The following is a 26,412-nucleotide window of genomic DNA, read 5'->3' on the forward strand; positions in this document are numbered from 1 at the left end:
CTCTAACCAAAGTCGGGGGCGTTTCCGGGGATCACATCACAACGAATGACAGCGTCAATGGAAATCGCGGCTTGGAAACAGGCGCTTTGCCTGGTCGCGGGGATGCATGGCGCGGGTGGGATAGCGCGACCGCTTGGGTGTGTCGTCGGCGCGAGGGCCTTCGGTGGTTAGGGCTTCTGGCTCTGGGTGGCCCAGTTCGAAAAGCTTATGCGACATGTCCTCAATGTCCTGCGCGATCAGGTGTACGACGATGCCTTCGCGTTGCAGATAGCCCGTCACACGCAAAAGTCGCGCGCCCATAACAATCCGTCGAAACCGTTCATAGACATTGCGCCAGACCACAACATTGCTGACGCCGGTTTCATCCTCGAGCGTCAGGAAAATCACGCCAGAGGCCGTGCCGGGCCGCTGTCTGGTGATGACAAGGCCGCAGACGCTGTAGCGCCCCAGGGCAATGTCATGCAAAGAGGCGTGTGTGACGAGGCCGGGAAGCGTGGGGCGCAGTAACTCCATCGGGTGGGCGCGCAAGGTAAGACGAGTTGAAACGTAATCTTCTACCACCTCTTCGCCCAATTGCATGAGGGGCAGGTGCACCTGCGGTTCATGAATGCTTTCCCCGTCAATCGGATCATTGAACAGGGGTAAAGGCTTGGGGCTTTGGATGGCTTTGACTTGCCATAATGCGTCGCGACGCGTGAGCCCCATATCGGCAAACGCATCGGCTTCGGCCAGACGCGTCAACACATCAGGTCTCAGGCCTGTGCGCAGCCACAGCGCATTCGGGTCCGGGTAACCGTTGCCGCGTGCTGCCACGATCCAACCGGCATCTTCCTCTTTCAGCCCTTTGATTTGTCGAAAGCCCAGTCGCAGCGCCAAAGTGCCATCAGGGCGACGTTCCAGCGTGTTGTCCCAATCAGAGTGATTCACGCATATCGGGCGGGTTTCAACGCCATGTTCACGGACATCCCGCACGATCTGAGCCGGGGCATAAAACCCCATGGGTTGGGAGTTCAGCAAGGCACAGGCAAAGATCGCCGGATGATGGCATTTGAGCCAGGCCGACACATAGGCCAGCATGGCAAAGGCTGCTGCGTGGCTTTCGGGGAAACCATAATCGGCAAAGCCCTCGATCTGGCCAAAACAGCGTTCGGCCACGTCTTGAGAATAGCCATTGTCCAACATCCCTGCGATGAACTTGTCGCGGTATTTGCCAATGGTGCCCATGCGCCGGAACGAGGCCAAAGAGCGGCGCAGATGGTCGGCCTCTTCGGCGGTGAACCCCGCGCCGACCACTGCGATTTGCAGGGCTTGCTCCTGAAACAATGGCACACCCAGCGTGCGTGCAGTGACTGCTTCCAGCGCGGGGCCGAAGGGTTCCGCCTTTTCCTGACCGTTTCGGCGCCGGATATAGGGCTGCACCATGTCGCCCTGAATGGGGCCAGGACGGACAATCGCAACCTCGATCACCAGGTCATAAAATTCACGGGGCCGCATACGGGGCAGGAAATTCATCTGCGCCCGGCTTTCCACCTGAAAGACGCCAATCGCATCGGCGCGACACAGCATGTCATAGGTGGGTGTATCGCCTTGGGGCACCGAGGCAATGCTGTGGGTGATATTTTCGTGGCTTTGCATCAGCGCAAAAGCTTTGCGGATGCAGCTGAGCATGCCCAGACCCAGCACATCCACTTTCAGGATCCCCAGCGCGTCAATATCATCCTTGTCCCAGCAAATGACGGTGCGATCTTCCATCGCGGCATTCTCGATCGGGGCCAGTTCGTCCAACCGTCCCGCAGTGATGACAAAGCCCCCCACATGTTGCGACAGATGACGGGGAAAGCCGATGATTTCTCCGATCAAGCGAATGGTTTGCATCAAGCGGCGGTCATTCGGGTCAAGGCCAAGTTCGCGGATGCGGTCCAGATCCACGCCGCCATTGGTCATGCCCCATATCTGGCTGGACAGACCTGCGGTCACGTCCTGACTAAGCCCCATGACCTTGCCCACCTCGCGGATGGCAGCACGGGTGCGGAAATGGATCACAGTGGCGCAAAGCCCGGCGCGGTGGCGACCGTATTTCTTATAAATCCACTGGATCACCTCTTCGCGCCGTTCGTGTTCAAAATCGACGTCAATGTCCGGCGGCTCGCCCCGATGTTTTGACACAAAGCGTTCGAACACCATGGCGATCATGTCCGGGCTGACATCGGTGATGCCCAAGAGATAACAGAGGATTGAATTCGCCGCCGAGCCACGCCCTTGGCACAAAATCCCCTGAGATCTGGCGAATTGCACAATGTCATGCACGGTCAGGAAATAAGCGGGGAAGTTCAGTTCCTGTACCACGGCCAGCTCTTTTTGCATTAATGTCAGCGCCCGGTCCGGCGGGCCATCCGGGTAGCGCCGCTTCAACCCCTCCTTGGCCAGCCGTTCCAGGCGGGCCTGCGGGGTTTCCCCGCCCGTTTGCTCATGCGGGTATTCATAAGACAACTCGCCCAGGTCAAAGCTGCACCTGTCGGCGATTTCCAATGTGCGGCGCACCGCCGCCGGGTGGTTGTGAAAAAGACGCGCCATATCGGCCCCGGCCTTTAGGCGGCGTTCGCCATTGGGCAGCGCGCGGGTGCCGATCTGGTCGATGGTGATATGTTCGCGCATACAGGTCAGCACATCAGCCAACTGTCGACGATTGGCACGGTGCATCAACACATCGCCCACAGCGACCATCGGGGCAGACGCCCTTTGCGCCGCCTGTGCGCAGGCGCGCAGATAGGTCTGATCACTGCCGTCGTAACGGGGGGCGGCCCCCAGGAAGACGTGGCCCGGGAAATGACGGACAAGAGCACGGATATCTGCTGTGGCTTCTGCCAAATCGCCTTTTGGCAGGGCAATCAGGATCATGCCTTTGCAGGCGGGGTAAAGATCTTTGCTGTACAGCAGGCAATCCCCTTTCTCGGCCCGACGTTTTCCCAAGGTCAAAAGGCGCGTCAGGCGTTGATAGGCGGCTCGGTCACGCGGCAATGCGAGCCAATCCACTGAACTGTCCTGCAAGATCAACCGGCACCCTACGATGAGCTTGGGCAACACGATCGCATCAGGCTTGGCGAGGGGATCACCCTGATCACTGACCTGCCGGGACGAACTGTCCATGCGCTGCTGGGATCGTATTTTGACACTGTCCTGCGTTCCACGTTTCAGCTCTTTCAGCGCAGACCAGGCCCGCACCACACCGGCCAACGAATTGCTGTCTGTAATGGCAATGGCCGAAAGGCCCAGCTCGGCCGCCCGCACCACCAATTCTTCGGGATGCGATGCCCCGGTCAGAAAGGTGAAATTTGTTGTGACGCACAGCTCGGCGTATTCCTGCGCCTGCGCACGGGTTTCCAACAGATCTCGCCGAAACGCCTCAACCGGGCTGTGGGTGCGATTGATTTCGATCATGCGAATTCCCCCTGCACAAACCAGCCGGGGTTTTGCGGCGTATAGAATAGCCACAACCTGCGCCCCTCACGTGTTTCCACCCGCCAGTAATCGCGCAGGCCGGATTGCCAGTTGTCATCTTGCAGCCACCATTCCGGGGCGATGCGTTCGGGCCCGGTGGCGCGGCCTGTGGTGAGCGACATTCGTCGCCAGCGAAAGCGCGTAGGGGGGCGCGAGCCTGTTCCGGCAATCGGCTCTGGTGGGAACAGAGTGATCGGACGCGGGTGTGTGCTGACCCAACTATTGGCCGGGTCAGAATACGCCACAGGTGCAACGATAAAGCTGCGCTCGGGAATATGGCTGTCGGCGGGTAGGAACCGCTGGATGTTCTCTAACCCGATCCGCGTGCCAAGGCGCGAGATCAGATCGTCCAGCTTGCCTTTTTCGCCACCTGAAACATGGCTGATCTGCTGCACGGGCAGGGCCTCTACCTGTGTGGCTTCCAGCCTTAGCTGATCAATGCCGAACCCGGCGTCAACCTCGCTTAGTCCCCGCTCAAAAAGTGGCAGGATGCGCAAGGGGTCGCGCAGAGGGCGTGCCAAACGCAGTTCGACCTGTTGCTGGCCCTGATCCACCCGGCGCAGTGTCATGCACAAGCTCCGCGCACCCGCCTCCTGTGTTTTCAATTTCGTACAGAGCTGAATAAGTAGCCGCTCGGCCCCGACCATCACATCTGACAGCAAGCCGATCGGCTCGGGCAGGGTCATTCGGACCGCGAAATGCGGCGGATCAGCATAAGGGGAAATCTCTTCGGGCTGCCTGCCCAAAGCCTGATCCAATCGCAGCAAAAGACCGGGGCCAAACCGGCGGGTCAGCGGCGCGCGCGCGGCCCCCGCCAAGTCGCCAATGCTGCGCAACCCCAAACGTTGTAACGTGACGGATGTGCTGTCGTCGATTCGCAGCGCCGCGACTGGCAAGGACGTCAAGGCGGCCAGCGCCTTGCCGCCGGGGGCGACACCCTCGCCATAATGCGCTAAAGCCCAGGCCGCCCCACGGGTATCTGCAAGGCCTATCTGAGTTGAAATCCCGGTGCGCATCAGGCGCATGCGCATGTCGGCCAGCATGGCCGCCTCTCCGCCAAACAGATGCGCCGAACCCGTGACATCCATCACCAGCCCATCTTGGCCCTCAAGCCCAACCCATGGGCAATAGCGTGTTGCCCAGCGACGGAGCGTCTGCAAAAGCCGCTGGTCCTGCTCAGGCTGCGCCACCTGGCTTTGCAGGCTTGGACAAAAGGCCCGCGCATCCGCATAGGGCATCCCCTGACGCAGGCCTTGTTGTGTGGCCGCGGCATTCAGGCAGTAAATCCGGTTGGCATTTTTCTGCTTCAGCGTCAGCGCAAAAGGCCCGTCGATGTGGCGCTGGCGTAAAACCCGGTCACTTGCGAGCCGGGGAAACCATAGTGAGACGACGCGACGCTGTATCCCATCGAACATGCCAGACACCCAGTGTTCCTGATTTGTTCTTAATAAGCTCCCACCGCTGCAGAGTCGAGTCTTTGGGGGTGAACACGGGGGTGCAGCGCCAACGCGTTTCCGCCGCATTGCTGCCCATGCCTTCGGGAATAACGGCCAATCCCGTGGACATTCCATCCCGCGCAGCCAGCTGCAATCGCCGCCCTTCAGTCAGGCCCAAAGGCTTATTCAGAGACATGACAACCAGCGACACAGCACCAGACCGCAAGGCCTCTTCTGCAACTGCAAGCGTCTCGGGCTGATTCTTGGTGTTGCAGATTGTTAGTGCCGCAGGCTCTATGAAATCGGCAAATCCAGCTGGATTGATTTGTGTCGTATCCCAGGTTTCGCGGATCCACATCGTATGACCATCCAATTGCGCCGCAAGCGCAAAGGAAAACACACATGCACCCGCCCCACAAACCTCATGTGTGCGGGATGCGGCAGGTGGAAATAACAGAACCTCGGCATTTTGCATGGGTAGAATGTAGCGAGAAACACCGAGGCCAAACAATACCGGACCTTGGTGCGGCGGCAGCAAAGCTCACTTTGTCCGGCGCTACTGACGTTCAGGAACGCTGCGGCGAGCGGGGACACGCCTGACCGTCGATAAGGTGCTTCTGTTCAGATTGTCGGTCCTGTCTTTGGCAAGACCCAAGGCAACCGCGTCAGGTGATCCATGTGATGCCGGGCAGACATTGCCCGGCGTCTTTGCTTTGGCCTGGTGGCCCGTGTGCGCAATCGTGCGATTTTTTCCAGGTTTGATTTGTGTCAAATAACATATTCGGAATATGTAATATGATACGACCGATTATGGACCCCACCCAGGAGCAGAACATGACCAACCCCATCGCCACGCGGCGACAGTTTCTCGGTCTTGCGGCGGGCGGTGCCGCGGCAGCGACGCTGACGTCCACGCAAGAGGCGCAGGCCCAGACGAAAACGTCTGCGCGTATCGTGATCATCGGTGCCGGTGCGGGCGGCACGGCCCTGGCCAACCGGCTTGTGCGGCGACTGGATGGTGCGCAGATCACCGTAATCGACCCGCGCGCCGAGCACCTGTATCAGCCGGGTCTTTCGCTGGTGGCAAGCGGGCTCAAGCCTGCGGATTACGTGGTCAGCAAGACCACCGACTGGCTGCCCTCCGGCGTCACGCTGATCGCGGAAAAGGCGGCTGCCATTGACCCGATCGCCAAGACGGTCTCGACAGAGGGTGGGCAGACGCTGGGCTATGATTTCCTGGTGGTCGCCCCCGGTCTGGTGCTGGATCACGACGCGATCGAGGGCTTTTCGCTGGACATGGTCGGCCAGAACGGCATCGGCGCCCTTTATGCCGGGCCGGACTATGCCGCGCGGACATGGCAGGCGGCGGCGAAATTCACCGAAGAGGGTGGTTTCGGGCTGTTCACCCGGCCCGAGACGGAAATGAAATGCGCGGGCGCGCCGCTTAAGCACACGTTCCTGATCGACGACATCGCCAAGCGCGCGGGCAATGGCGGCAAGATCGACGTGCATTACGCCGCGCCGCAAAGCTCGTTGTTCGGGGTGCCGATCGTGGCCGAGAAGGTGCGCATGCTGTTCAAGGATCGCGGCATTTCCAGCCACTACCAGCACACGCTCAAGGCCATCGACGCCGGCGCCAAGCGCGCGACCTTTGAAACGCCCGATGGCGTGGCAGAGATGGACTATGACTATATCCACGTCATCCCGCCCCAGCGCGCCCCCGAAGTGATCCGCCAGTCGGGCCTCAGCTGGGCCGACAAGTGGACCGATCAGGGCTGGGTCGAATGCGACAAGGCTAGCCTGCGCCACCTGCGCTATCCCGATATCTGGGCGCTGGGCGATGTGGCGGGCGTGCCCAAGGGCAAGACCGCGGCTAGCGTCAAATGGCAGGTGCCCGTGGTCGAGGACGGCCTGGTCGCCGCCATTGAGGGCAAAGAGCCGACCCAGACCTATAACGGCTATACCTCGTGCCCGATGATCACCCGTGTCGGTCGCGCGATGCTGGTCGAGTTCGACTATAACAACGATCTTGTGCCGTCCTTCCCCGGCGTGATTGCGCCGCTGGAAGAGCTTTGGATCAGCTGGCTGATGAAGGAAGTCGCCCTGAAAGCCACCTATAACGCCATGCTGCGTGGCCGCGCCTGAGGAGGAGCCGAGATGAAAGACCTGACGCTTGAGACGCTTATCGCCGTCTTCGAGGAAATCTTTGGCCGGGGCCTGTTCTGGGCCATGGTCGGCCTGGCCGTGATCGTCACGGTGGCCTACCTTTACGTCCTGGTGCGCGACCGCGCGATCAGCTGGCACAAGTTCCTGCTTGCCCAGATCTCGATGCCCTTTGGGGCCGTGGCAGCAGTGTGGTTCGTGCTGTTCATGACGCAATCGCGGCTGGCCGATATCGGCGGGCCGATCGATCTGATCGTGCTGCTGGGTGTGGCAGTGGGCGGTGCGGTCGGCGCGGCCATTCTGGTTTACACCGTTCAGTCGCTGACCCGCCAGCCGTCGTCGTCGGACTAAAGACCCCTGGCGGTGCCGGGGCCCCGGGCTTTGGCGCCGCCTGCCGTTATGCGGGCGGATTGTCCCGCAGTTCGGCCGCGATATCGTCGTCCAGCGGCGTGTCGCAACTGTTCAGGATATAGCCCAGCGTCGAGTAGAACCCCACGGTCGCGATGATGTCGAACATGGCGGCAGTGCCCAGTTGTGCGATCAGAGCGTCCTGGGTGGGCTGCGACAGGCGCTTGGCGTCGAACAGCTGATCCACGGCACCGGCGATCAGGGCGTCGGTCGGTTCCATCCCTGCAACGTCGCCCCTGATCGAGGCGATGCGCGCGTCGCTCATGCCGCAGGCGCGGGCGCGCGAGACATGCTGCCCCCATTCATAGGATGACCCCAGCCGGTGCCCGGTGCGCAGGATCGTGACCTCTGACAGCTGCGGCCCCAGCGCGTTGTCCAGCACCACGTGCTGGCGTAGCGGTGCCCAGGCCCTTAGCAGCGCAGGGTTATGCGCCATGGTGCGATAGACGTTCAGCCGCCCGGCAAAACCGTCGCGCATGTCGGCGATGGGGTCTGGCCAGGCGGCGTCAGAGATGGGTGGGAAATCGGGCATGGGGCTAAAGAACCTGTTTCAGCGCGGTGTCCAGCTTGGTGACGATCTCGTCGATATGCTGGTCTTCGATGATAAAGGGCGGAGCCAGCAGGATGTGATCGCCGCTGTTGCCGTCGATCGTGCCCGACATGGGGTAACAGATCAGCCCGGCCTGAAACGCCGCCTTTTTCAGCTTGGCGGCGATGGCGCGGCTGGGGTCAAAGGGCTGTTTGCTGTCGCGGTCCTGCACCAGCTCGATGCCGCGAAACAACCCCCGCCCGCGGATGTCGCCCACGTTGGGGTGTTGGCCAAAAGCGCCGGTCAGGGCGTTCTGTAACCTCTCGCCCATCGTGGCGCAGCGATCGACCAGCCCGCCCGATGTCAGCTTGGTCACAACGGCCAAAGCGGCGGCGGCGGCGACCGGGTGGCCGACATAGGTGTGGCCGTGCTGGAAAAACCCCGACCCGTTTTCGATCGCGGCATAGATGTCGGCGCTGCACAGCATGGCGCCGATGGGCTGATAGCCCGCGCCCAGGCCCTTGGCGATGGCGGTGATGTCGGGGGCGATGCCGTCCTGTTCGCAGGCAAACAGCGTGCCGGTGCGGCCCATGCCGCACATGACCTCATCAAGGATCAGCAGCACGCCATATTGGTCGCAGATCTGACGGATACGTTTGAAATAGCCCGGCACCGGGGGCAGGGCGCCGGCGGTGGCACCGACGACCGGTTCGGCGACAAAGGCCATCACATTGTCGGGGCCAAGGCGCAGGATCTCAGCTTCCAGCTGGTTGGCGACGCGCAGGCCATAGGCCTCGGGCGTCTCGTCCGCGCGGCGGTCGCGGTATTCATAGCAGGGCGCGATATGGGTGGTGTCGATCATCAGCGGGGCAAAGGGCTCTCGCCGCCACATGTTGCCGCCCGTGGCCAGCGCGCCCAGCGTGTTGCCGTGATAGCTTTGGCGGCGGGCGATGATATGGCGCCGCTGGGGTTGGCCGATTTCCAGGAAATACTGCCGCGCCAGTTTCAACGCCGCTTCCATCGCCTCGGAGCCGCCGGACACCAGATAGACCCGGTCGATACCGGCGGGCGCGTGGCTTATCAGCAGATCGGCCAGCTGTTCGGCCGGTTCCGAGGTGAAGAACCCGGTATGGGCAAAGGCCACCTTGTCGAGTTGGGCCTTGATCGCGGCGGTCACATCGGCGTCGCCATGACCCAGGCAAGACACAGCCGCCCCGCCCGAACCATCGAAATACTGTTTTCCGCCAGTGTCATAGAGGTAAACGCCCTGACCCGATGCAACTGTGGGGCCGGTCGATTTCGTGTGTCGCGGGAAGATGTGGGGCATGGCTGTTGCCTTAAAGGAGAATCTTTCGGCGAAACTGCCGCAAGGTCACTATGAAACATATGTTTCATATGTTGACAACAATTAATACGCATGAAACGTTCTGTTTCAATTCTGTTACGAGGACGCATGACAGCCACGCTGACCATTCAGGAAAAGATCGCCGCCGAGTATGACGGGCTAAGCGCGAAACTGCGCGATGCTGCTGATTTCGTTGCGGAAAACCCGCTGGACGTGGCCACGCGGTCGTTGCGGTCGATCTCGGCCAGCACGGGGCTGGCGCCGGCGACATTCTCGCGTCTGGCGCGCGCGCTGGGCTTTGAGACCTACGAAGACATGCGGGAATTGTCGCGCAGCGCGGTGGGCCGACAGGTGCTGTCCTTCTCGGAAAAGGCGCGCCGCCTGCAGGAAGAAACCGCCCGTGGCGAGGTCATGCCGTTTCACCAGCGCCAGGCTGCGGCGGTTACCGCCAATATCGAGGCTTCGCTGCAAACCGTCGATCCGGATCGCCTGGAGCAGGCGGTCGAGCGGCTGCACGCCGCGCGCAACGTGGTGCTGTTCGGGGCGCTGGGATCGACCGGTATCGCGGAATACATGGCCTATATGGGCAACTACTTTGCCACGAACTGGATACTGGCCGGGCGTATGGGGGCCTCGTTGTCCTCGACGATGGCCGATCTGGGGCCGCAGGATGCGATGATTGTTATTACAAAGCCGCCCTTTGCAAAACGTGCTATACTGGCGGCGGAAATGGCTGCGGCCAAAGGGGTTTACCTGGTGGTGATCACCGATACCCATGCCTGCCCGGCGCTGAAACACGCCTCTGCGGGGTTTATCCTGCCGTCTGACAGCCCGCAGTTCTTTTCATCCTATGCCGCGACTCTGGTTCTGCTTGAAACCATTGTCGGCATGCTCGTTGCGCGATCGGGGCCAGAGGCCAAGGCGCGGATCGAGGACGTGGTCGCCCGCAGCACTCAGCTGGAAGAATTCTGGGCGCCTCAAAACTAAACAACTCAAAAACACTCAACAACGGGAGTTCAAAATGTTTGCCAAACTGAAATTCACTGCTGCTGCGGTAGTGCTGGGCGCGATGGTTGCGCCGGCTGCGCATGCGGAGGAGTTCATCACGATTGGCACAGGTGGCGTGACTGGTGTGTATTATCCCACGGGTGGCGCGATCTGTCGTCTGGTTAACAAGGGCCGCAAAGAGCACGGTATCCGCTGCTCGGTGGAATCGACCGGCGGCTCGGTCTACAACATCAAGACCATCCGCGAGGGCGAGCTGGAATTCGGCGTCGCCCAGTCTGACTGGCAGTTCCACGCCTATAACGGCAGTTCGGACAATTTCGAGGCCGATGGCCCGTTCGAAGGTCTGCGTGCCGTGTTCTCGGTGCACCCTGAACCCTTTACTGTGGTTGCGCGTGCCGATTCCGGGATCACCAATTTCGACGATCTCAAAGGCAAGCGCGTGAATATCGGCAACCCCGGCTCGGGCCAGCGTGGCACGATGGAGGTTCTGCTGGCCGCGAAGGGCTGGACGGTCGATGACCTGGCCCTGGCGACAGAGCTGAAGGCCGCCGAACAGTCAGCCGCCCTGTGCGACAACCAGATCGACGCGATGGTTTACACCGTCGGCCACCCCTCTGGTTCGATCCAGGAAGCCACCACCGCGTGTGACTCGGTGCTGGTGACCGTCGACGGCGAGGCCGTGGACAAGCTGGTCGCGGACAACCCGTTCTATCGCACCGCCACCATCCCCGGCGGCATGTATCGCGGGTCGGATGCTGATGTGAAAACCTTTGGTGTGGGCGCCACTTTCGTGACCTCGGACCAGGTGTCCGAAGAGGCCGTCTATGCCGTGGTCAGCGCGGTCTTCGATAATTTCGACGACTTCAAATCGCTGCACCCGGCCTTTGCCAACCTGGATCCCCAGGAAATGGCCACCGCGGGTCTGTCCGCTCCGCTGCACCCCGGTGCCGCGAAGTATTACAAGGAAAAGGGCTGGATCGAATAATCCGCCTTTGAACATGGGCAAGAGGCGTTCGCGCCTCTTGCCGCTTTCTGCGACGGACCGCCCGGACACAAGGCGCGGCCGCATATCATAACAACAGGTCCAGCATCGTAACGAGCGCATCGCTTGCCAGTGCCACGGGGGGTATCGACATGACCGAAGACAAAGCCAAGGGCCGCGCCCTTTCCGAGGAAGAACTGCAGGAGCTGGTCGCCGCAAGCGATTCAGGCGCCCGCAACCCCGCCGGTGCGGTGGGCAAGATGCTGGCCATCGTGGCCGTCATCTGGTCTCTGTTCCAGGTGGTGCTGGCCTCGCCTCTGTCGAACGTGATCCTTCCGGGCGACATCATCAACAACTCGCGCCAGATCCACCTGGCCTTTGCGATCTTCCTGGCCTTCATGGCCTATCCGGCGCTGAAATCCAGCCCGCGTCATTACATCCCCATTCAAGATTGGATCTTTGCGCTTTTTGCGACCTTCACGGCGCTCTACGGCTATATCTTCTACGACAAGATCGTCAGTAATGGCGGCCTGGCCGATGACACGGACAAGTGGTTCGCGCTGGCCGGTTTGTTGCTGCTGTTCGAGGCCGCGCGCCGGGCGTTAGGGCCGGCGATGGCGATCATTGCTACGGTCTTCCTGGCCTATGTCTTCTTCGGGTCCAGTGACTGGGTGCCTGATGTGATCCGCTGGAAGGGCGCGTCGCTGAAAAAAGCGATGAGCCATATGTGGACCACCTCCGAGGGCGTCTTTGGCATTGCGCTGGGGGTTTCGACCAAGTTTGTCTTCCTGTTCGTGCTGTTCGGCGCATTGCTGGATAAGGCCGGGGCGGGGAATTATTTCATCAAGATGGCCTTTGGCGCGCTGGGCCACCTGCGCGGCGGCCCGGCCAAGGCGGCGGTCGTCGGTTCGGCCGCGACTGGCCTGATCTCGGGCTCGTCGATTGCCAACGTCGTGACCACCGGCACATTCACCATCCCGCTGATGAAACGCGTGGGCTTTACCAGCGAGCAGGCGGGTTCGGTCGAGGTGGCCAGTTCGGTCAACGGCCAGATCATGCCGCCCGTGATGGGCGCGGCCGCGTTCCTGATGGTCGAATATGTCGGCATTTCCTATGTCGAGGTCATCACCCACGCCTTCCTGCCCGCCGTAATTTCCTATATCGCCCTGGTCTATATCGTGCACCTCGAGGCCGTTAAGCGGAACATGCCCACCCTGGGCGACCGCGACGTGCATCTGTCGCGGACTGTCGTCGGTATGTTCTCGTTCTTCGGGGTGTTCGCCGGGCTGTGCTATGGCTCGCAATTCCCGGTCCAGGCGGCACAGGCCTGGGCGCCGTCTGCTGCCGGGCTGGTCATGTCGGTGGCAGTGGTTGCGGTTTACGTGGCGCTGCTGTGGTTCGCGGCACGGGTGCCCGACCTGGAACCCGACGATCCCAATGCCGAGCATGTCGAACTGCCCGTCATCAAGGACATCTACAAGGCGGGCCTCTACTACCTGCTGCCGATCATCGTGCTGGTCTACTTCCTGATGATCGAACAGAAATCGCCCGGCCTGTCGGCGTTTTGGGCAACTGCGCTGTTGTTCGTGATCTTGCTGACGCAGCGCCCGCTCAAGTCGATCTTCCGGGGCGAAAGCGATACCGCGAATGCGTTCATGGGCGGTGTGGCCGATCTGATTTCGGGCCTGATCGACGGTGCGCGCAACATGATTGGTATCGCTCTGGCCACGGCCACTGCGGGTGTGATCGTGGGCACGGTCACGCTGACCGGTGTGGGGCAGGTGATGGCCGATCTGGTCGAGTTCCTGTCAGGTGGCAATCTGATCCTGATGCTGATTCTGGTGGGTATACTCTCGCTGATCCTGGGCATGGGCCTGCCGACCACGGCCAACTATATCGTCGTCAGTTCGCTGATGGCCGGCGTGGTGGTCGAACTGGGCGCGCAAAATGGATTGATCGTGCCGCTGATCGCGGTGCACCTCTTCGTGTTCTATTTCGGCATCATGGCCGACGTGACGCCACCCGTGGGCCTTGCCAGTTTCGCGGCGGCGGCGGTGTCGGGGGGCGACGCGATCCGCACCGGGTTCATCGCGTTCTTCTACAGCCTGCGCACCGTGGCGCTGCCGTTCATGTTCATCTTCAACACCGATCTGCTGTTGATCGACGTGGGCTGGGCCAAGGGCATTCTGGTGTTCATCATTGCGACGATCGCGATCCTGGTCTTTACCGCTGGCACGATGGGCTGGTTCCTGACCCGCTCGCGCATCTATGAAAGCGTGGCTTTGGTCGCGATCGCCTTTGTGCTGTTCCGCCCCGATTACGTGATGAACCAGATCCAGCCGCCCTATCGCGCGATTGCCCCGGTTCAGCTGGAGCAGGCGATGGGCAACGCCAAAGAGGGCCAAATGCTGCGGCTTGTCGTAAGCGGTCCCGATTTCGATACGGGTGACGTCAAGGACACCACCATCGTGCTGCCGGTCGAAAGCGCGGGGGATGGTGCCGCGCGGTTGAAGGCGCTGGGTCTGAGCGTCCGGCCCGAGGGTGACAGCCTGTTGCTGGACGAACCCTTCCCGGGCACGCCCTTCTCCGACACGATGAGCGGGTTTGATTTCTATCTTGATACGCCGGTGACCGTTTCGGCGGTCAAGGCCCAGGCCGATCAGGCCCCGAAAGAGCTGGTCTTTATTCCTGCGCTGGCCTTCCTGGCGCTGATCGCATTCCTGCAACGGGCGCGGGCCCGCAAACTGGAAGGAGTTCCGGCATGAGCACCTCGATCCTGTGCGCCGTCGATATCTCGCATCCCGAGGCAGAGCGGCTGGTTCTGGAAACCGCCGTCAAGCTGGCCCAGATGGATGGCGCCCGGCTGGATGTCATCACCGTGGTGCCCGATTTCGGCATGAGCGTCGTGGGCCAGTATTTCGACAAGGGTTATCACGACAAGGCCGTCGCCAAGACCCGCGAGCTGCTGAACAAGTTTGTCACCGACACGATCGGCGCCGACGCGAATGCCCAGGTGCGGCACATCATCGCCACTGGCACGGCCTACGAGGAAATCCTGCATGCCGCGCGCGAGGCGGGCACCGACCTGATCGTGATCGGGTCGCACAAGCCCGACCTAAAGGATTACCTGCTGGGCCCGAATGCCGCGCGGGTGGTGCGCCATTCGGATTGTTCGGTCTACGTGGTGCGCTAGGCCGGCGGCGCCTCGGCCATCTCGGCGACCAGCCAGTCGCGAAAGGCCCTGATGGCGGGGCTGGCGCGGGCGCTTTCAGGCAGGATCAGCGAATAGCTGTCTCCGGTTGCGAACCGGCGGGGCGAGGCCAGTTTCAGCCCGCCTTCGGCCAGCGCCTTGCGTGCGATCAGATCGGGCACAAGGCCCACGCCCAGTCCGCAGGTGGCAGCCTCGATCACCATGTCGAAATGGTCGAACCGGGCGCCGCGCAGGCTTTGGCGGGGGTCGCATCCGGTATCGCGGAACCAGTCCAGCCACAGGGTGGGGCGGGTCGATTGCTGCAACAGGGGCAGTTCCAGTATCTCTTCGGGCTGTAATTGGGCGCGCCCGTCCAAAAGCTCGGGCGCAGCGACGATGACCATCTCCTCGGCCAGCAGGCGCTGGGCATGGGTGCCGGGCGGCTCGTGCGTGCTGCGCATGATCGCCAGGTCGAACGGTTCCTGCGCGAAATCGACCGGGGTCAGCCGGGCCGCGATGTCGAAGGTGGTTTCAGGCCGCTGGCGCGCGAACCGCGCCAGGCGCGGCACCAGCCAGAACCGGCCGAAACTGGGCAGAACCGCCATGCGCAGGATCTCGGCCTGACCACCAAAGGCGATGACCGCCGCCGAGGCATCGTTGAGATCATCCAACAGCCGCTCGGCCCGGTCCAGGAACGCCTGGCCCGCATCCGACAGGATCAGCCGCCGCCGCACCCGGTTGAACAACAGCACCCCCAGCCGGTTTTCCAGCGCCGCCAGCGACCGCGACACCGCGCTTTGCGTCAGGTTCAGCCGGTCGGCGGCCTGCACGGTGGTGCCCATGCGGGCGCAGGCGACAAAGGCCTCTAGCTCGGCAATGCTGGGGGTATAGCTTCTTGGCATGATATCCGCCTGTTTGGCCTGAATATTTCGCCACTTTATTACAATAACTCATCAACTCAGCAAATATTATCGTTTGCTTCATCGCCTTGGGTCGCGCATTTTCGGCCGAAATACAGTTGCCGCCGAATTTCGAAAGGACGATCCATGGCCACCAACCTCTCTCCGCAGTCCCGCCCCGATCTGGGAAGTTTCTCCTGGGAAGACCCGTTCCTGCTGGAAGACCAGCTTGCCGAAGACGAGCGTCTGATCCGGGATTCGGCCTTTGCCTATGCTCAGGAAAAACTGCTGCCGCGCGTGACCGATGCCTTTGCTCGTGAAGAGACCGACCCGGCGATCTTTGCCGAGATGGGCGAGATGGGCCTGTTGGGCACCACCATCCCCGAGGCATATGGCGGTCTGGGTGCCAGCTATGTGACCTATGGCCTGGTCGCCCGCGAAGTCGAGCGCGTGGACTCGGGCTATCGCTCGATGATGTCGGTGCAGTCGTCGCTGGTGATGTACCCGATCTATGCCTACGGCACCGAAGAGCAGCGCAATAAATACCTGCCGAAACTGGCCTCGGGCGAATGGATCGGATGTTTCGGTCTGACCGAGCCCGACGCGGGGTCCGATCCGGGCAGCATGAAAACCACGGCCAAGAAGGTCGATGGCGGCTATGTGCTGAACGGCACAAAGATGTGGATCTCGAACGCGCCGATCGCCGATGTGTTCGTGGTCTGGGCCAAGTCCGACGCCCATGGCGGCAAGATCAAGGGCTTTGTGCTGGACAAGGGCACCAAGGGCCTGTCCGCCCCCAAGATCGAAGGCAAGCTGTCGCTGCGCGCCTCGATCACCGGCGAGATCGTGATGAACAATGTCGAGGTCGGCGAAGATGCGCTGCTGCCCGATGTCGAGGGTCTGAAAGGGCCGTTCGGCTGTCTGAACCGGGCGCGCTATGGCATCGCCTGGGGCGCGATGGGCGCCGCCGAGGCCTGCTGGCACGCCGCGCGTCAATACGGTCTGGACCGCAAGCAATTCAACCGCCCGCTGGCCAATACCCAGCTGTTCCAGCTGAAACTGGCCAATATGCAGACCGAGATCACCCTGGGTCTGCAGGCCGCGCTGCGCGTCGGCCGTCTGATGGACGAAGCCAAGGCTGCGCCCGAGATGGTGTCGCTGATCAAGCGCAACAACTGCGGCAAGGCGCTGGATATCGCCCGCGTCGCCCGTGACATGCATGGCGGCAACGGCATCAGCCAGGATTTCCACGTCATCCGTCACATGGTGAACCTGGAAACCGTCAACACCTACGAGGGCACCCACGACGTGCACGCCCTGATCCTGGGCCGCGCCCAGACCGGTCTGCAGGCGTTTGCGTGATGACCGAGGCCCCTCTCAAAGGCGTGCGGGTTCTGGAACTGGCGCGGATTCTGGCTGGCCCCTGGGCCGGTCAGGTTCTGGCCGATCTGGGCGCGCAGGTGATCAAGGTCGAGGCCCCCGAAGGCGATGATACCCGCCGCTGGGGCCCGCCCTTTATCGAACGCGAGGGCGATCGGGCCGCGGCGTATTTTCACGCCACCAACCGCGGCAAGCGGTCGGTCACGATCGACTTTCGCACGCCCGAGGGGCAGGAACAGGTGCGCGCCCTGGCGCGTGACGCCGATGTGGTGATCGAGAATTTCAAGGTCGGGGGCTTGCGCAAATACGGGCTGGATTACGACAGCCTGCGCGAGATCAACCCGCGGCTGGTTTATTGCTCGATCACCGGCTTCGGTCAGGACGGTCCTTATAGCGACCGCGCGGGCTATGATTTCCTGGTGCAGGGCATGGCCGGCTGGATGGATCTGACCGGCGACCCGGCGGGCGAGCCGCAAAAGGTGGGCATCGCTTTCGCAGATATTTTCACCGGTCTTTACGCGGTGATCGGAATTCAGGCCGCGCTTGCCGCACGCGAGCGCACTGGACGTGGTCAGATGGTTGACATGGCTCTGCTCGATTGTTCGGTGGGGGTACTGGCCAACCAGGGTATGAACTATCTGGCCACGGAAAAACCGCCGCGCCGGCTGGGCAATGCCCATCCGAACATCGCGCCCTACGAGGTGCTGCCGACCGGCACCGATCCGTTCATTCTGGCCGTGGGCAACGACGCCCAGTTCGGCCGGCTGTGCGGGGTGCTGGGGCTGAGCGGCGTCGCGGACGACCCGCGTTTTGTCTCGAACGCGACCCGTGTCGCCAACCGCACCGCGCTGCGTGACATTCTGGTATCGGCGCTGGCGTCGTGGTCGCGCGACGATCTGCTGGCGGCGCTGGAAAAGGCGACCGTTCCGGCGGGGCCGATCAACAGTCTGGATCAGGTCTTTGCCGATCCGCAGGTGATCGCCCGCGGCATGCGGATCGACGCCGATGGAATCCCCGGGCTAAGGCTGCCTATTCGGTTCTCTGATAGCAGCCTGGCCACCGCCCGCCCCTCTCCCGTTTTGGGGGAAGGGGATCAAACCCCGGCCGAGGCCCTTTGGGCCATCGGAGAGTAGGCCGGGCCGCCCCCGAACCGTTGCATGGCGACTGCGGCAAACTTCCGCCATGCAGCAGCGCGGTTCGGGGGCGGGGGCGACCTTTGCGGGGTCAGCCCGCGCTGCGGCGCAACAGGTAGATATCCATGATCCAACCATGGTCGGCGCGGGCCTTTTGGCGCGTGGCGATGATCTTGTCGGCCACCTCGGCCAGAGGTCCGGCGATGCGGATCTCGTTTTCCATGCCGGCATAGGCCGACCACCAGATCCACAGGCCATCGGGGTTCAACGCCTGAAACGCGCCACCCCCGTCCAGCATCACCACTGCCGTATCGACGCCCTGCGGCCAGCCGTTCTCGCGCAGCTGGCGGCCGGTTGTCACGACAAAGGGCGCGCCGATCTCGTTCAGCGCGATGGCGTGGCCGGCGGTCAGGGCCGCGATCGCGGTTAGGCCGGGGATGACCGTGACGGTGACGGGCATCCGGTCGCGCAGCCGGTCGGCGATGCGCAGGGTGCTGTCGTATAGCGCCGGGTCGCCCCAGACCATGAAGGCCGCCGTGCCGCCCTGGGGCAGGGCCGCGCGGATCGCGGATTGCCAGGTGTCGGCGATGGCGTCGTGCCAGTCATCGACCCCGGCGCGATAGTCGGGATTGGCCGCATCGCGCACCGGCAGGTCGAATTCATGTATCCGGGGGCCACCCGCGCGCAGGACATCGGTGCAGATCTGGCGGCGCAGGCCGGCCAGGTCGTCCTTGCCCGGGCCCTTGCGCGGAATAAGGATCACGTCGGCGGCGTTCAGCGCGTCGATGGCTTGCAGGGTCAGGTGCCGGGGATTGCCGGCGCCGATGCCGACCAGGGTCAGGTTGAACATGGGGGCTCCGGTGAAACGAAACGCGGCCCCGTTGGCGGGGCCGCGCTAGGGGTTTGGGCGGGATCAGGCCGCCGCAAAGACGCGCGGGGTCAGGATGCCGGTACCGGCGCGGCCGCGCAGCGCCTTGGCTGCGGCCAGCGCGGCCAGGTCAGCCAGCGGCTCGATCAGCACGACCAACATGTAGGCGCCGCCGAAGGACAGGACCGAGGTCATGGTCTCGGCGCCAAAGCCCTGGCCGTAGAAGGCCCAGAAGCCGACCCAGGCCACCACGCCGCCCTGGTAGGCGGTCGAAAGCGCCAGCGCCTGGCGGTATTTCAGGTCGACATAGGCGGTGCCGGGGGCGATCACGCGCTTGGCCAGCGCGCCCATGGCAAAGAGCGGCACCAGCAGCGTGGTGATGTTGATGAAATACTGCGGCAGGTCGGCGGGGGCAAAGAACATCCCCTGCAGCAGCAGGCCCATGGCCAGGCCGATTGCGGCCGGTGCCGCGCCGAACATCAGGAACAGGGTCGAGCCGAGGATGAAGTGTACCTCGGAGACGCCGACCGGAAAGTGCGGCAGGATCTGGAAAAAGCTGAAGACCGCCGCCGTGGTCACGGCGCTGCGGCCGATCAGGGCGGTGATGCCCGACTGGCGGATGGTGTCGGCGGTCAGTTTCAGGCCGACGGTGGCCGCGCCTGCGGCGGTGGCATAGCCAAGCGCCATCTTGGCGCCGGCAACGATACCGGGTTCGATATGCATAGTCTGTCTCCCTGCCGTCTCACCCGACGGCATTATGGTGGTGAAGCCGGACGGGCCGGCGGTGGGTGGGGCGCATGCCCCTGACGGCAGGTTTCCTGACTTGCGGGTCTCTGCTTGGCCGGGCCTTCCCAACCCCGATGGGGTCAGTGGCATCGTCCGGCCACGCTCTCCGCTTACAGTTGCGGGGGCAGTCACGGATTTGGCGCCTGATGGCTACACCGCACCGTGTTCCCTTTTTCATCCCCGGCGCTTTGCGCGTTTGGGGAACCGTCTGGTCTTGGGTCTCATGTCCTTGGCTGTGGTGTCAATCCTCGTCGATCAGGGGTCCGTAAAGAATCATGACCGGGGCGTTTCCGGCCCGGTTTTCCAGCTGTTGCGCTAGGCTGGCCACGGTGTGCCGGGTCAGGGTCTGGTCGGGCGAAGACACGGCCTCGGCCAAGAGGGCGGGCGTGTCGGGCGGCAGGCCCGCGCCGATCAGCCGCTCGGCCAGAGCGGCAAAGGTGCGGCGGCCCATATAGACGGCGGTGGTGGCCTGGGCGTCGGCCAGGGCGGGCAGGTTCAGCCCCTCGGGCAGGGCGCCGGTCACGTCATGGCCGGTGACGAACTGCATCCGCCGCGCGGTCAGGCGACGGGTCAGCGGAATGCCGGCAGCAGCCGCAGCGGCGGCGGCCGTGGTCACGCCGGGGATCACCTCATAGGCAATGCCGGCGGCGCGCAGGGCGGTGATTTCTTCCTCGAGCCGGCCGAAAATGCCCGCGTCCCCCGATTTCAACCGCACCACCCGCGCGCCCGTGGCGGCGTAATCGACCAGCAAGCGGCTGACGTGATCCTGGCGCGGCGACGGGCGGCCCGCGCGTTTGCCCACGCCCACCAGATCGGCGCCGTCGCGGGCCAGGTCCAGGATTGGCCCCGAGGACAGGTCATCGAACAGGATGGCGTCGGCGGCCTCGATCCGCCGCACGGCCTTGACGGTCAGCAGTTCGGGGTCGCCGGGGCCGGAAGAGACGAAACTGACAAGGGCGGTCATGTGGCCTCGGCAATCATGTGAAAGAAGGTGCCGGTGGCATTGCCCCGGCGCGACCCGGTTTCGGGCACGGCGGCGCCATTGGCATCGGTGACCTCGGCCAGCGGCGCATCGGGCTGGTCGAGGATGGTGGAGTAGTGGAACTCGTGCCCGCGCAGGCGGCTGCCGGGGGCGTGGCCGGGCAGGGCGGAGTGCAGCCGGGCCAGGCGATAGCCCAGGTGCATCTTGCGTTTGGCGAACGAGGTCACCAGCCCCAGCAGCCCGGCCATCTCGTGGCGGGCGCCGTCCTTGTCGATCAGGGCGGTGCCCATCGCCATATATCCCCCGCATTCGCCATGCACCGGGCGGGTGCGGGCGAAATCCTGCAACCCGGCGCGAAACCGGGTGGCGGCGGCAAGGCGGCCGGCGTGCAGTTCGGGATAGCCGCCGGGCAGCCAGCAGGCATCGGCCGAGCCATCGGGCGCCTGATCGGCCAGCGGCGAAAAGGGCAGGATCTCGGCCCCGGCGGCGCGCCAGCTTTCCAAGAGGTGCGGATAGACGAAGGAAAACGCCGCATCGCGGGCAAGGGCAACGCGCTGGCCCGGCGGCGGCGCGGTGCGGGTGGCGTTGGGCGCCGTGATGCCGGTGGGCCGGGCGGCGGCGATGATCCGGGGCAGGTCCATGTTCTGGGCGATGAAATCGGCGGCGGCGTTCAGGATGTCGTCAAGCGCGGCGTGTTCCTCGGCCTGCACCAGCCCCAGGTGGCGGTTGGGCATCTCGATCGAGGCCAGCCGGGGCAGCGCGCCCAGAACCTCGATGCCGGCGGCCTGCATTCCGGCGCGCACCAGGGCCTCGTGCCGGGGGCTGGCGACACGGTTCAGCACCACGCCCGCCAGCGCCACGTCGGGGCGCATGGCGGCGAACCCGCGCGCCACCGCCGCCGCCGATTGCGCCTGGCCCGACACATCCAGCACCAGCACCACCGGCCAGCCGGTCAGCGCGGCGATATCGGCGCTGGCGCCGGTGCCGCTTTCGCCGGGGCAGGCCACGCCGTCGAACAGGCCCATCGAGCCCTCGGCCAGCGCCAGGTCGGCCCCGTCGCAGGCCGCGATCAGCCGATGCAGCAGGCCCGGCCGCATGGCCCAGCTGTCAAGGTTGACCGAGGCCCGCCCGCAGGCCGCGCCGTGAAAGCCGGGGTCGATATAGTCGGGGCCGCTTTTGAAGGGCTGCACCTGCGCGCCGGCGCGGGTCAGCGCGCGCAAGAGGCCCAGCATCAGCGTGGTCTTGCCCGTGCCCGACGCCGGGGCCGAGATCAGCAGGCCGGGGGGCAGGCTCATTCGACGCCCTCCGGAAAGCGCGGCTGGGTGCCGACCGGGCGAAAGCGGCGGTCGTAATCGCCGGCGTAAAGGCAGCTTTCGTCAAAGCCCTCGGCCGCCAGCGCGGGCCCCACAAGGATCAGCGCGGTGCGGCCGCGTTCGCCATCGGTGGCGTCGATCACGCTGCCCAGCGTGGCGCGGATGATGTGCTGGTCGGGCCATGTGGCGCGCCAGACCACCGCGACCGGGCAGTCGGCGCCATAGGCCGGGCTTAGCCGGGCGACCACCTCGTCCAGCACATGCACCGACAGGTGAATGGCCAGCGTCGCGCCGGTGGCGGCAAAGTTTTCCAGCGTTTCGCCCTCGGGCATGGCGCTGGCCCGGCCCGAGGTTCGGGTCAGCACCAGCGACTGCGCCACGCCCGGCAGGGTTAGCTCGTTGCCCAGCGCGGCGGCGGCGGCGGCAAAGGCGGGCACGCCGGGGGTGATGTCGTAGGGGATGCCCTCGGCCCGCAGGCGGCGCAGCTGTTCGCCCATCGCCGACCAGACCGACAGATCGCCCGAATGCAGCCGCGCCACATCCTGCCCGGCGGCATGGGCAGTTTTGATCTCGGATATGATCTCGTCCAGCGACAGCGGTGCCGTGTTCACGATCCGTGCGCCGGGGGGGCAATGGGCCAGCAGGGCCTCGGGCACCAGAGATCCGGCATAGAGGCAGACGGGGCAGGCGGCGATCAGGTCGCGTCCGCGCAGGGTGATCAGGTCGGCGGCGCCGGGGCCGGCGCCGATGAAATGGACGGTCATGAGGGGGATCCTTCTGCAAGGGCGGCGGTGGCCATGCCATCGGCCGACTGAACGCGCGGCCCGGTCAGGCGGGCGCCGGGGCCGGCGGCGGCAAGGGCCGCGGCCTCGGCCAGGCTGCCGGTGCCGAACCGGGCGGTGACGCGGGGCGATTGGGTAAGGGTGGTCTGGCGCGCCAGATCGGCGGGCGGAATGGCGTGCAGGGGCAGGCCCAACTCGGCCGCCAGGGCGCGGGCCTGCGGGGTGCGGGCCTTGGTGTCTGCCGTCGCCAGCGCCTGAGCGCCCGCACCCGCCAAGGCCAGCGCCTCGCGCAGCGACGACAGGGGCGCGCCGGCCCGGAAACCGATACCTGCGATCTTCATCGGATGACGCTCCACTGGGTGATCGGGCGGGCGCGGTCCCAGCCGCGCATCCGGCCCAGCGGTGCGGCCTCGGCCAGCTCGGCACGCAGCAAATGGCCGCCGTGCCGCTGGTGGCTGTCGATCAGCAGCGCCTCGGATTCCAGCGTCACCGCATTTGCGACGATCCGGGTGCCGGCGGGCAGGGTTCGCCACAGATGGGCGATCAGCTCGGGCGAGCCGCCGCCGCCCAGAAACACTGCATCGGGGGCGGGCAGGTCGGTCAGGGCCTGCGGCGCGGCGCCTTGGATGACCTCGATCATATGATCCAGCCCAAAGACCACGGCATTGGCGCCGATATTGGCGCAGCGATCGGCGCGGGGCTCGATCGTGATGGCGCGCCCGCCCGGTGCGGCCAGCGCCCATTCGACCGAGATTGACCCCGAGCCCCCGCCGATATCCCACAACAATTCACCCGCGCGCGGGGCCAGGGCCGACAGGGTCAGCGCGCGCACGGGGCGCTTGGTGATCTGGCCGTCATGGGTGAACATGTCGTCGGGCAGGCCGCTGGCACGCGGCAGGCCGGGTGCGCCCGCCGCGGTGATCGCCACGGCGACCGGGGCGGCGACATCGGGCAGGGCAAAATCCTGCGCGCGGGTCTGGCGCAGCCGTTCGCGCGGGCCGCCCAGGCATTCCAGCACATGCAGCTTTGACGGGCCAAAGCCGCGCGCGCTCAGCCAGCGCGCCAGATCCCCCGCTGCCGCGCCATCGCGCAGCAGGCAGATCACCTGCCGCCCCGGAGCCAGAACCGGCACCAGACGCTCGAACGGGGCGGCGTGCAGGCCCATGCAAACGGTGGCCTCAATGCGCCAGCCCAGCCGCGCCGCCGCCAGCGAAAAGGTCGAGGGTGCCGGAAAGGCGCGCCATTCGCCGGGCGCCAGATGCGCCGCCAGCGACCCGCCCGCGCCATGCCAGAACGGATCACCCGAGACCAGCACCGCCACCTTGCGCACGCGTTCGGCCAGCACCGGTTCGACCGAGAACGGCACCGGCCAGGGGCGGCCCCGGTCGGCCACGCCGGCCAGATCCAGGTGGCGCGGCCCGCCGAACACGATTTCGGCCTCGGCCAGCGCGCGGCGGCTTGCATCGGGCAGGCCGGGCAGGCCATCTTCGGTGATGCCGATGAGGCTTAGCCAGGGGGTATCAGACATGACGCGCATCCTTGTTCTTGGCGGCACGGCCGAGGCCTCGCGGCTGGCACGGGCGCTGGCAGATGCGGGGGCGGATGCGGTATTTTCCTATGCCGGGCGCACGCAGGCGCCGGTGGCCCAGCCGCTGCCCACGCGGGTGGGCGGCTTTGGCGGGGTTGAGGGGCTGATCGCCTATCTGCGGGCCGAGCGCATCACCCATGTGGTTGACGCCACCCACCCGTTTGCCGCGCAGATGAGCGCGAATGCCGTTGCCGCCTGTGGTCGCGCCGGTGTGGCGCTGGCCGCGTTCGAGCGCGCGCCCTGGCAGCCCGGCCCCGGCGATCGCTGGACCCGCGTTGCCGATCTGGGCGCCGCCGTCGCGGCCCTTCCCGATGCGCCTGCCCGGGTGTTTCTGGCCATCGGCCGGCAAAACCTTGATGTCTTTGCCGCGCGGCCCGGTCATTTCTATTTGCTGCGGCTGGTCGATGAGCCGCAGGCGCCGCTGCCCTTGCCCGACTGCGCGGCGGTGATCGCCCGCGGCCCCTTTAGCGTCGAACAGGATACGGACCTGCTGCGCCAGCATCGCATCGACCTGATCGTCGCCAAGAACAGCGGCGGGCGCGGGGCCGAGGCCAAGCTGGCCGCCGCGCGCGCGCTGGGCCTGCCGGTGGTCATGATCGACCGCCCCGCCGTGCCCGACCGGCTGGTTCTGGGCCATGTCGATGAGGTGATGCGCTGGCTGGGTCATTAGGCGCGCCTTGGGGTATAGACGTAACGCCCGACGCGGCGGGTGTCGGCATTGCCGACGATCACCACGGTGCGCATGTCGGCCATCTCGGGCGTGGCTTCGGCCAGGGTGACGGTATGCAGGCACTGATCGGGTTTGGTCACGTCGCGGGCGAATGAAATCAGCCGTTCGCCGCCGCATTCGTCGCGCAGGATATCCAGCGCCTGGCCAAACTGATGCGGCCGCGAGGCCGAGCGCGGGTTGTAGAACGCCATCGCGAACCCTCCCCGCGCCGCCATGCGCAGGCGGTGTTCGATCACCGACCAGGGTTTCAGGTTGTCGCTGAGGTTGATCGCGCAGAAATCATGCCCCAGTGGCGCGCCCAGCTGCGCGGCGGCGGCCAGCATGGCGGTGATGCCGGGCAGGATGCGGATATCAATGTCGTCGGGTGTACCGGGGCGGTTTTCCAGCGCCTCAAACAGGGCCGAGGCCATGGCGAACACCCCCGGATCGCCCGATGACACGATCACCACGCGCCGACCCTGCGCCGCCATGTCCAGCGCATGGGCGGCGCGGTCCAGCTCGACCCGGTTGTCGCTTTCATGCAGGGTCAGGCCGGGGCGTGGCGCGATGCGGCGCACATAGGGGATGTAGCCGACGATATCGGTGGCCGCGTCCAGCGCGGCGCGCACTTCGGGGGTGATCAGCGCCTCGTCGCCCGGGCCCAGCCCTGCCACGGTCAGGGTGCCGGCGGTGGTCATGGGCGCCTGCCGTTGCCGTGAACCACGGCTATGGTGAAATAGGGCACTTCGGCGGTGGCTTCGGTCAGGCGCTGGACGTTCTGCCCGGCCATGGTGCCGCGTTCGACCAGCCAGGTGTCGTCCAGCCGCCCGGCGCGGGTCAGCGCGCGTTTCAGGCGCGGCAGGTTGCGGCCGATCTTCATCACCACCAGCGCATCGGTATCGGCGGCGCGGCGGGCCAGCTCGTCCTCGGGCAGGGTGGCGGTCAGCACGGTCAGCACGTCATCGCCCCAGGTGATCGGCACGCCGGTCGCGGTCCAGCAGCCCGACATGCCGGTGATGCCGGGGATGACCTCGACCGGGGTGCGGCCTTGCAGGCGGCTGTGCAGGTGCATGAACGAGCCATAGAAAAACGGGTCGCCCTCGCACAGCACGATCACGTCGTCGGTGCGGGTCAGCGTGTCCAAGCGGTCGGCCCAGTCGTCATAGAACGCGGCCAGCAGGCGGTTGTATTCCGGGTCAGAGAACGGAATTTCGGTCGTGACCGGATATTCCATCGCATGTTCCTGCGCGTCCGGGTTCAGCATACCCTCGACGATGGCGCGGGCCTGGCCGGCGCGGCCTGCCTTGCGGAAATAGGCCACGTGGCGTGCGCCCCGGATCAGCCGGTCTGCGCGCACGCTCATCAGTTCGGGGTCGCCGGGGCCAAGGCCCACGCAGATCACCTTGCCCATGG

24 protein-coding genes and 1 riboswitch are annotated in these 26,412 nt (G+C 64.8%); of the genes, 9 read left to right on the plus strand and 15 right to left on the minus strand.

Annotated elements, in window-relative coordinates; all coding sequences use genetic code 11:
* Positions 1-54: 54 nt before the first annotated feature.
* The 3 genes from OE856_RS11715 to OE856_RS11725 are packed head-to-tail and all read right to left on the minus strand — an operon-like array spanning position 55 to position 5,409.
* Positions 55-3,438, minus strand: coding sequence for an error-prone DNA polymerase (locus tag OE856_RS11715; protein ID WP_263716314.1), 3,384 nt, complete (start codon positions 3,436-3,438; stop codon positions 55-57).
* Positions 3,435-4,913 (minus strand): Y-family DNA polymerase, encoded by a 1,479-nt coding sequence (locus tag OE856_RS11720; protein ID WP_263716384.1) that lies wholly within the window; start codon positions 4,911-4,913, stop codon positions 3,435-3,437. The genes OE856_RS11715 and OE856_RS11720 overlap by 4 nt, the downstream gene beginning before the upstream one ends.
* Positions 4,855-5,409, minus strand: a complete 555-nt coding sequence (locus OE856_RS11725) for an ImuA family protein (RefSeq protein WP_263716385.1) — start codon at positions 5,407-5,409, stop codon at positions 4,855-4,857. The genes OE856_RS11720 and OE856_RS11725 overlap by 59 nt, the downstream gene beginning before the upstream one ends.
* Positions 5,410-5,768: 359 nt before the next feature.
* On the opposite strand from OE856_RS11725, the gene OE856_RS11730 reads away from it, so the two are divergent.
* The gene (locus tag OE856_RS11730) at positions 5,769-7,079 is read left to right on the plus strand and encodes an FAD/NAD(P)-binding oxidoreductase (protein ID WP_263716315.1); all 1,311 of its coding nucleotides are present in this window, start codon (positions 5,769-5,771) and stop codon (positions 7,077-7,079) included.
* 12 nt (positions 7,080-7,091) lie between these two features.
* On the plus strand, positions 7,092-7,448 hold the full coding sequence (locus OE856_RS11735; RefSeq protein ID WP_263716316.1) for a DUF5368 domain-containing protein: 357 nt from the start codon (positions 7,092-7,094) through the stop codon (positions 7,446-7,448).
* A 46-nt stretch (positions 7,449-7,494) separates the two neighbouring features.
* Here the strand turns inward: OE856_RS11735 and OE856_RS11740 are convergent, their stop codons facing one another.
* Both OE856_RS11740 and OE856_RS11745 read right to left on the minus strand, forming a co-directional pair.
* Positions 7,495-8,037, minus strand: a complete 543-nt coding sequence (locus OE856_RS11740; protein WP_263716317.1) for a carboxymuconolactone decarboxylase family protein — start codon at positions 8,035-8,037, stop codon at positions 7,495-7,497.
* 4 nt (positions 8,038-8,041) lie between these two features.
* Entirely contained in the window at positions 8,042-9,361 is a 1,320-nt protein-coding gene (locus tag OE856_RS11745; protein ID WP_263716318.1) for an aspartate aminotransferase family protein, read from the minus strand.
* Between the two features lie 126 nt (positions 9,362-9,487).
* On the opposite strand from OE856_RS11745, the gene OE856_RS11750 reads away from it, so the two are divergent.
* The 4 genes from OE856_RS11750 (at position 9,488) to OE856_RS11765 (ending at position 14,562) form a co-directional block, all read left to right on the plus strand.
* Entirely contained in the window at positions 9,488-10,366 is an 879-nt protein-coding gene (locus tag OE856_RS11750; protein ID WP_263716319.1) for a MurR/RpiR family transcriptional regulator, read from the plus strand.
* A 34-nt stretch (positions 10,367-10,400) separates the two neighbouring features.
* Complete coding sequence (locus OE856_RS11755) at positions 10,401-11,372, plus strand: TAXI family TRAP transporter solute-binding subunit (RefSeq protein WP_263716320.1); 972 nt, start codon at positions 10,401-10,403, stop codon at positions 11,370-11,372.
* 149 nt (positions 11,373-11,521) lie between these two features.
* Positions 11,522-14,134: a TRAP transporter permease gene (locus OE856_RS11760; protein ID WP_263716321.1), complete on the plus strand. Its 2,613-nt coding sequence runs from the start codon at positions 11,522-11,524 to the stop codon at positions 14,132-14,134.
* On the plus strand, positions 14,131-14,562 hold the full coding sequence (locus OE856_RS11765; RefSeq protein WP_263716322.1) for a universal stress protein: 432 nt from the start codon (positions 14,131-14,133) through the stop codon (positions 14,560-14,562). The genes OE856_RS11760 and OE856_RS11765 overlap by 4 nt, the downstream gene beginning before the upstream one ends.
* On the opposite strand, the gene OE856_RS11770 is transcribed toward OE856_RS11765, so the two are convergent.
* Positions 14,559-15,461, minus strand: coding sequence for a LysR substrate-binding domain-containing protein (locus tag OE856_RS11770; RefSeq protein ID WP_263716323.1), 903 nt, complete (start codon positions 15,459-15,461; stop codon positions 14,559-14,561). The genes OE856_RS11765 and OE856_RS11770 overlap by 4 nt on opposite strands.
* Before the next feature lie 144 nt (positions 15,462-15,605).
* Between OE856_RS11770 and OE856_RS11775 the strand changes: the two genes are divergently transcribed.
* Both OE856_RS11775 and OE856_RS11780 read left to right on the plus strand, forming a co-directional pair.
* Positions 15,606-16,820, plus strand: coding sequence for an acyl-CoA dehydrogenase (locus OE856_RS11775; RefSeq protein ID WP_263716324.1), 1,215 nt, complete (start codon positions 15,606-15,608; stop codon positions 16,818-16,820).
* Positions 16,820-17,971 (plus strand): CaiB/BaiF CoA transferase family protein, encoded by a 1,152-nt coding sequence (locus tag OE856_RS11780; protein WP_263716325.1) that lies wholly within the window; start codon positions 16,820-16,822, stop codon positions 17,969-17,971. The genes OE856_RS11775 and OE856_RS11780 overlap by 1 nt, the downstream gene beginning before the upstream one ends.
* A gap of 91 nt (positions 17,972-18,062) precedes the next feature.
* On the opposite strand, the gene cobF is transcribed toward OE856_RS11780, so the two are convergent.
* The 7 genes from cobF to cbiE all read right to left on the minus strand — a co-directional run bounded on the left by cobF (position 18,063) and on the right by cbiE (position 24,230).
* On the minus strand, positions 18,063-18,821 hold the full coding sequence (cobF, locus tag OE856_RS11785) for a precorrin-6A synthase (deacetylating) (RefSeq protein WP_263716326.1): 759 nt from the start codon (positions 18,819-18,821) through the stop codon (positions 18,063-18,065).
* Between the two features lie 63 nt (positions 18,822-18,884).
* Complete coding sequence (locus OE856_RS11790; protein WP_263716327.1) at positions 18,885-19,562, minus strand: energy-coupling factor ABC transporter permease; 678 nt, start codon at positions 19,560-19,562, stop codon at positions 18,885-18,887.
* Between the two features lie 67 nt (positions 19,563-19,629).
* Positions 19,630-19,849, minus strand: a riboswitch (cobalamin riboswitch).
* Between the two features lie 17 nt (positions 19,850-19,866).
* Positions 19,867-20,589 carry a uroporphyrinogen-III C-methyltransferase gene (gene cobA / locus OE856_RS11795; protein ID WP_263716328.1) on the minus strand — a complete coding sequence of 241 codons (723 nt, stop codon included), beginning with the start codon at positions 20,587-20,589 and terminating at the stop codon, positions 19,867-19,869.
* Positions 20,586-21,902, minus strand: a complete 1,317-nt coding sequence (locus OE856_RS11800; protein ID WP_263716329.1) for a cobyrinate a,c-diamide synthase — start codon at positions 21,900-21,902, stop codon at positions 20,586-20,588. Before OE856_RS11800 ends, cobA begins: the two co-directional genes overlap by 4 nt.
* Entirely contained in the window at positions 21,899-22,684 is a 786-nt protein-coding gene (gene cobM, locus OE856_RS11805) for a precorrin-4 C(11)-methyltransferase (RefSeq protein WP_263716330.1), read from the minus strand. Before cobM ends, OE856_RS11800 begins: the two co-directional genes overlap by 4 nt.
* On the minus strand, positions 22,681-23,043 hold the full coding sequence (locus OE856_RS11810; protein WP_263716331.1) for a cobalamin biosynthesis protein: 363 nt from the start codon (positions 23,041-23,043) through the stop codon (positions 22,681-22,683). Before OE856_RS11810 ends, cobM begins: the two co-directional genes overlap by 4 nt.
* Positions 23,040-24,230 (minus strand): precorrin-6y C5,15-methyltransferase (decarboxylating) subunit CbiE, encoded by a 1,191-nt coding sequence (gene cbiE, locus OE856_RS11815; RefSeq protein ID WP_263716332.1) that lies wholly within the window; start codon positions 24,228-24,230, stop codon positions 23,040-23,042. Before cbiE ends, OE856_RS11810 begins: the two co-directional genes overlap by 4 nt.
* Between cbiE and OE856_RS11820 the strand changes: the two genes are divergently transcribed.
* Positions 24,229-24,960 (plus strand): cobalt-precorrin-6A reductase, encoded by a 732-nt coding sequence (locus OE856_RS11820; RefSeq protein WP_263716333.1) that lies wholly within the window; start codon positions 24,229-24,231, stop codon positions 24,958-24,960. The two genes, cbiE and OE856_RS11820, sit on opposite strands and share 2 nt — an antisense overlap.
* On the opposite strand, the gene cobJ is transcribed toward OE856_RS11820, so the two are convergent.
* Positions 24,957-25,697: a precorrin-3B C(17)-methyltransferase gene (gene cobJ, locus OE856_RS11825; protein ID WP_263716334.1), complete on the minus strand. Its 741-nt coding sequence runs from the start codon at positions 25,695-25,697 to the stop codon at positions 24,957-24,959. The genes OE856_RS11820 and cobJ overlap by 4 nt on opposite strands.
* Positions 25,694-26,410, minus strand: a complete 717-nt coding sequence (locus OE856_RS11830; protein ID WP_263716335.1) for a precorrin-2 C(20)-methyltransferase — start codon at positions 26,408-26,410, stop codon at positions 25,694-25,696. Before OE856_RS11830 ends, cobJ begins: the two co-directional genes overlap by 4 nt.
* Positions 26,411-26,412: the final 2 nt, after the last annotated feature.

Origin of the sequence: Actibacterium sp. XHP0104, assembly GCF_025751515.1 — a bacterium.
In the GTDB taxonomy this organism is placed as follows: Bacteria; Pseudomonadota; Alphaproteobacteria; order Rhodobacterales; family Rhodobacteraceae; genus Actibacterium_D.

Bases quoted from the DNA above. Each gene is read 5' to 3' on its own strand.
- OE856_RS11775 (WP_263716324.1), top strand. From the start codon at position 15,606: ATGGCCACCAACCTCTCTCCGCAGTCCCGCCCCGATCTGGGAAGTTTC.
- OE856_RS11780 (WP_263716325.1), top strand. From the start codon at position 16,820: ATGACCGAGGCCCCTCTCAAAGGCGTGCGGGTTCTGGAACTGGCGCGG.
- cobM (WP_263716330.1), bottom strand. From the start codon at position 22,684: ATGACCGTCCATTTCATCGGCGCCGGCCCCGGCGCCGCCGACCTGATC.
- OE856_RS11830 (WP_263716335.1), bottom strand. From the start codon at position 26,410: ATGGGCAAGGTGATCTGCGTGGGCCTTGGCCCCGGCGACCCCGAACTG.
- OE856_RS11720 (WP_263716384.1), bottom strand. From the start codon at position 4,913: ATGTTCGATGGGATACAGCGTCGCGTCGTCTCACTATGGTTTCCCCGG.
- cobJ (WP_263716334.1), bottom strand. From the start codon at position 25,697: ATGACCACCGCCGGCACCCTGACCGTGGCAGGGCTGGGCCCGGGCGAC.
- OE856_RS11820 (WP_263716333.1), top strand. From the start codon at position 24,229: ATGACGCGCATCCTTGTTCTTGGCGGCACGGCCGAGGCCTCGCGGCTG.
- OE856_RS11730 (WP_263716315.1), top strand. From the start codon at position 5,769: ATGACCAACCCCATCGCCACGCGGCGACAGTTTCTCGGTCTTGCGGCG.
- OE856_RS11790 (WP_263716327.1), bottom strand. From the start codon at position 19,562: ATGCATATCGAACCCGGTATCGTTGCCGGCGCCAAGATGGCGCTTGGC.
- OE856_RS11765 (WP_263716322.1), top strand. From the start codon at position 14,131: ATGAGCACCTCGATCCTGTGCGCCGTCGATATCTCGCATCCCGAGGCA.
- OE856_RS11745 (WP_263716318.1), bottom strand. From the start codon at position 9,361: ATGCCCCACATCTTCCCGCGACACACGAAATCGACCGGCCCCACAGTT.
- OE856_RS11760 (WP_263716321.1), top strand. From the start codon at position 11,522: ATGACCGAAGACAAAGCCAAGGGCCGCGCCCTTTCCGAGGAAGAACTG.
- cbiE (WP_263716332.1), bottom strand. From the start codon at position 24,230: ATGTCTGATACCCCCTGGCTAAGCCTCATCGGCATCACCGAAGATGGC.
- OE856_RS11810 (WP_263716331.1), bottom strand. From the start codon at position 23,043: ATGAAGATCGCAGGTATCGGTTTCCGGGCCGGCGCGCCCCTGTCGTCG.
- OE856_RS11800 (WP_263716329.1), bottom strand. From the start codon at position 21,902: ATGAGCCTGCCCCCCGGCCTGCTGATCTCGGCCCCGGCGTCGGGCACG.
- OE856_RS11725 (WP_263716385.1), bottom strand. From the start codon at position 5,409: ATGCAAAATGCCGAGGTTCTGTTATTTCCACCTGCCGCATCCCGCACA.
- OE856_RS11770 (WP_263716323.1), bottom strand. From the start codon at position 15,461: ATGCCAAGAAGCTATACCCCCAGCATTGCCGAGCTAGAGGCCTTTGTC.
- cobF (WP_263716326.1), bottom strand. From the start codon at position 18,821: ATGTTCAACCTGACCCTGGTCGGCATCGGCGCCGGCAATCCCCGGCAC.
- cobA (WP_263716328.1), bottom strand. From the start codon at position 20,589: ATGACCGCCCTTGTCAGTTTCGTCTCTTCCGGCCCCGGCGACCCCGAA.
- OE856_RS11740 (WP_263716317.1), bottom strand. From the start codon at position 8,037: ATGCCCGATTTCCCACCCATCTCTGACGCCGCCTGGCCAGACCCCATC.
- OE856_RS11750 (WP_263716319.1), top strand. From the start codon at position 9,488: ATGACAGCCACGCTGACCATTCAGGAAAAGATCGCCGCCGAGTATGAC.
- OE856_RS11735 (WP_263716316.1), top strand. From the start codon at position 7,092: ATGAAAGACCTGACGCTTGAGACGCTTATCGCCGTCTTCGAGGAAATC.
- OE856_RS11755 (WP_263716320.1), top strand. From the start codon at position 10,401: ATGTTTGCCAAACTGAAATTCACTGCTGCTGCGGTAGTGCTGGGCGCG.
- OE856_RS11715 (WP_263716314.1), bottom strand. From the start codon at position 3,438: ATGATCGAAATCAATCGCACCCACAGCCCGGTTGAGGCGTTTCGGCGA.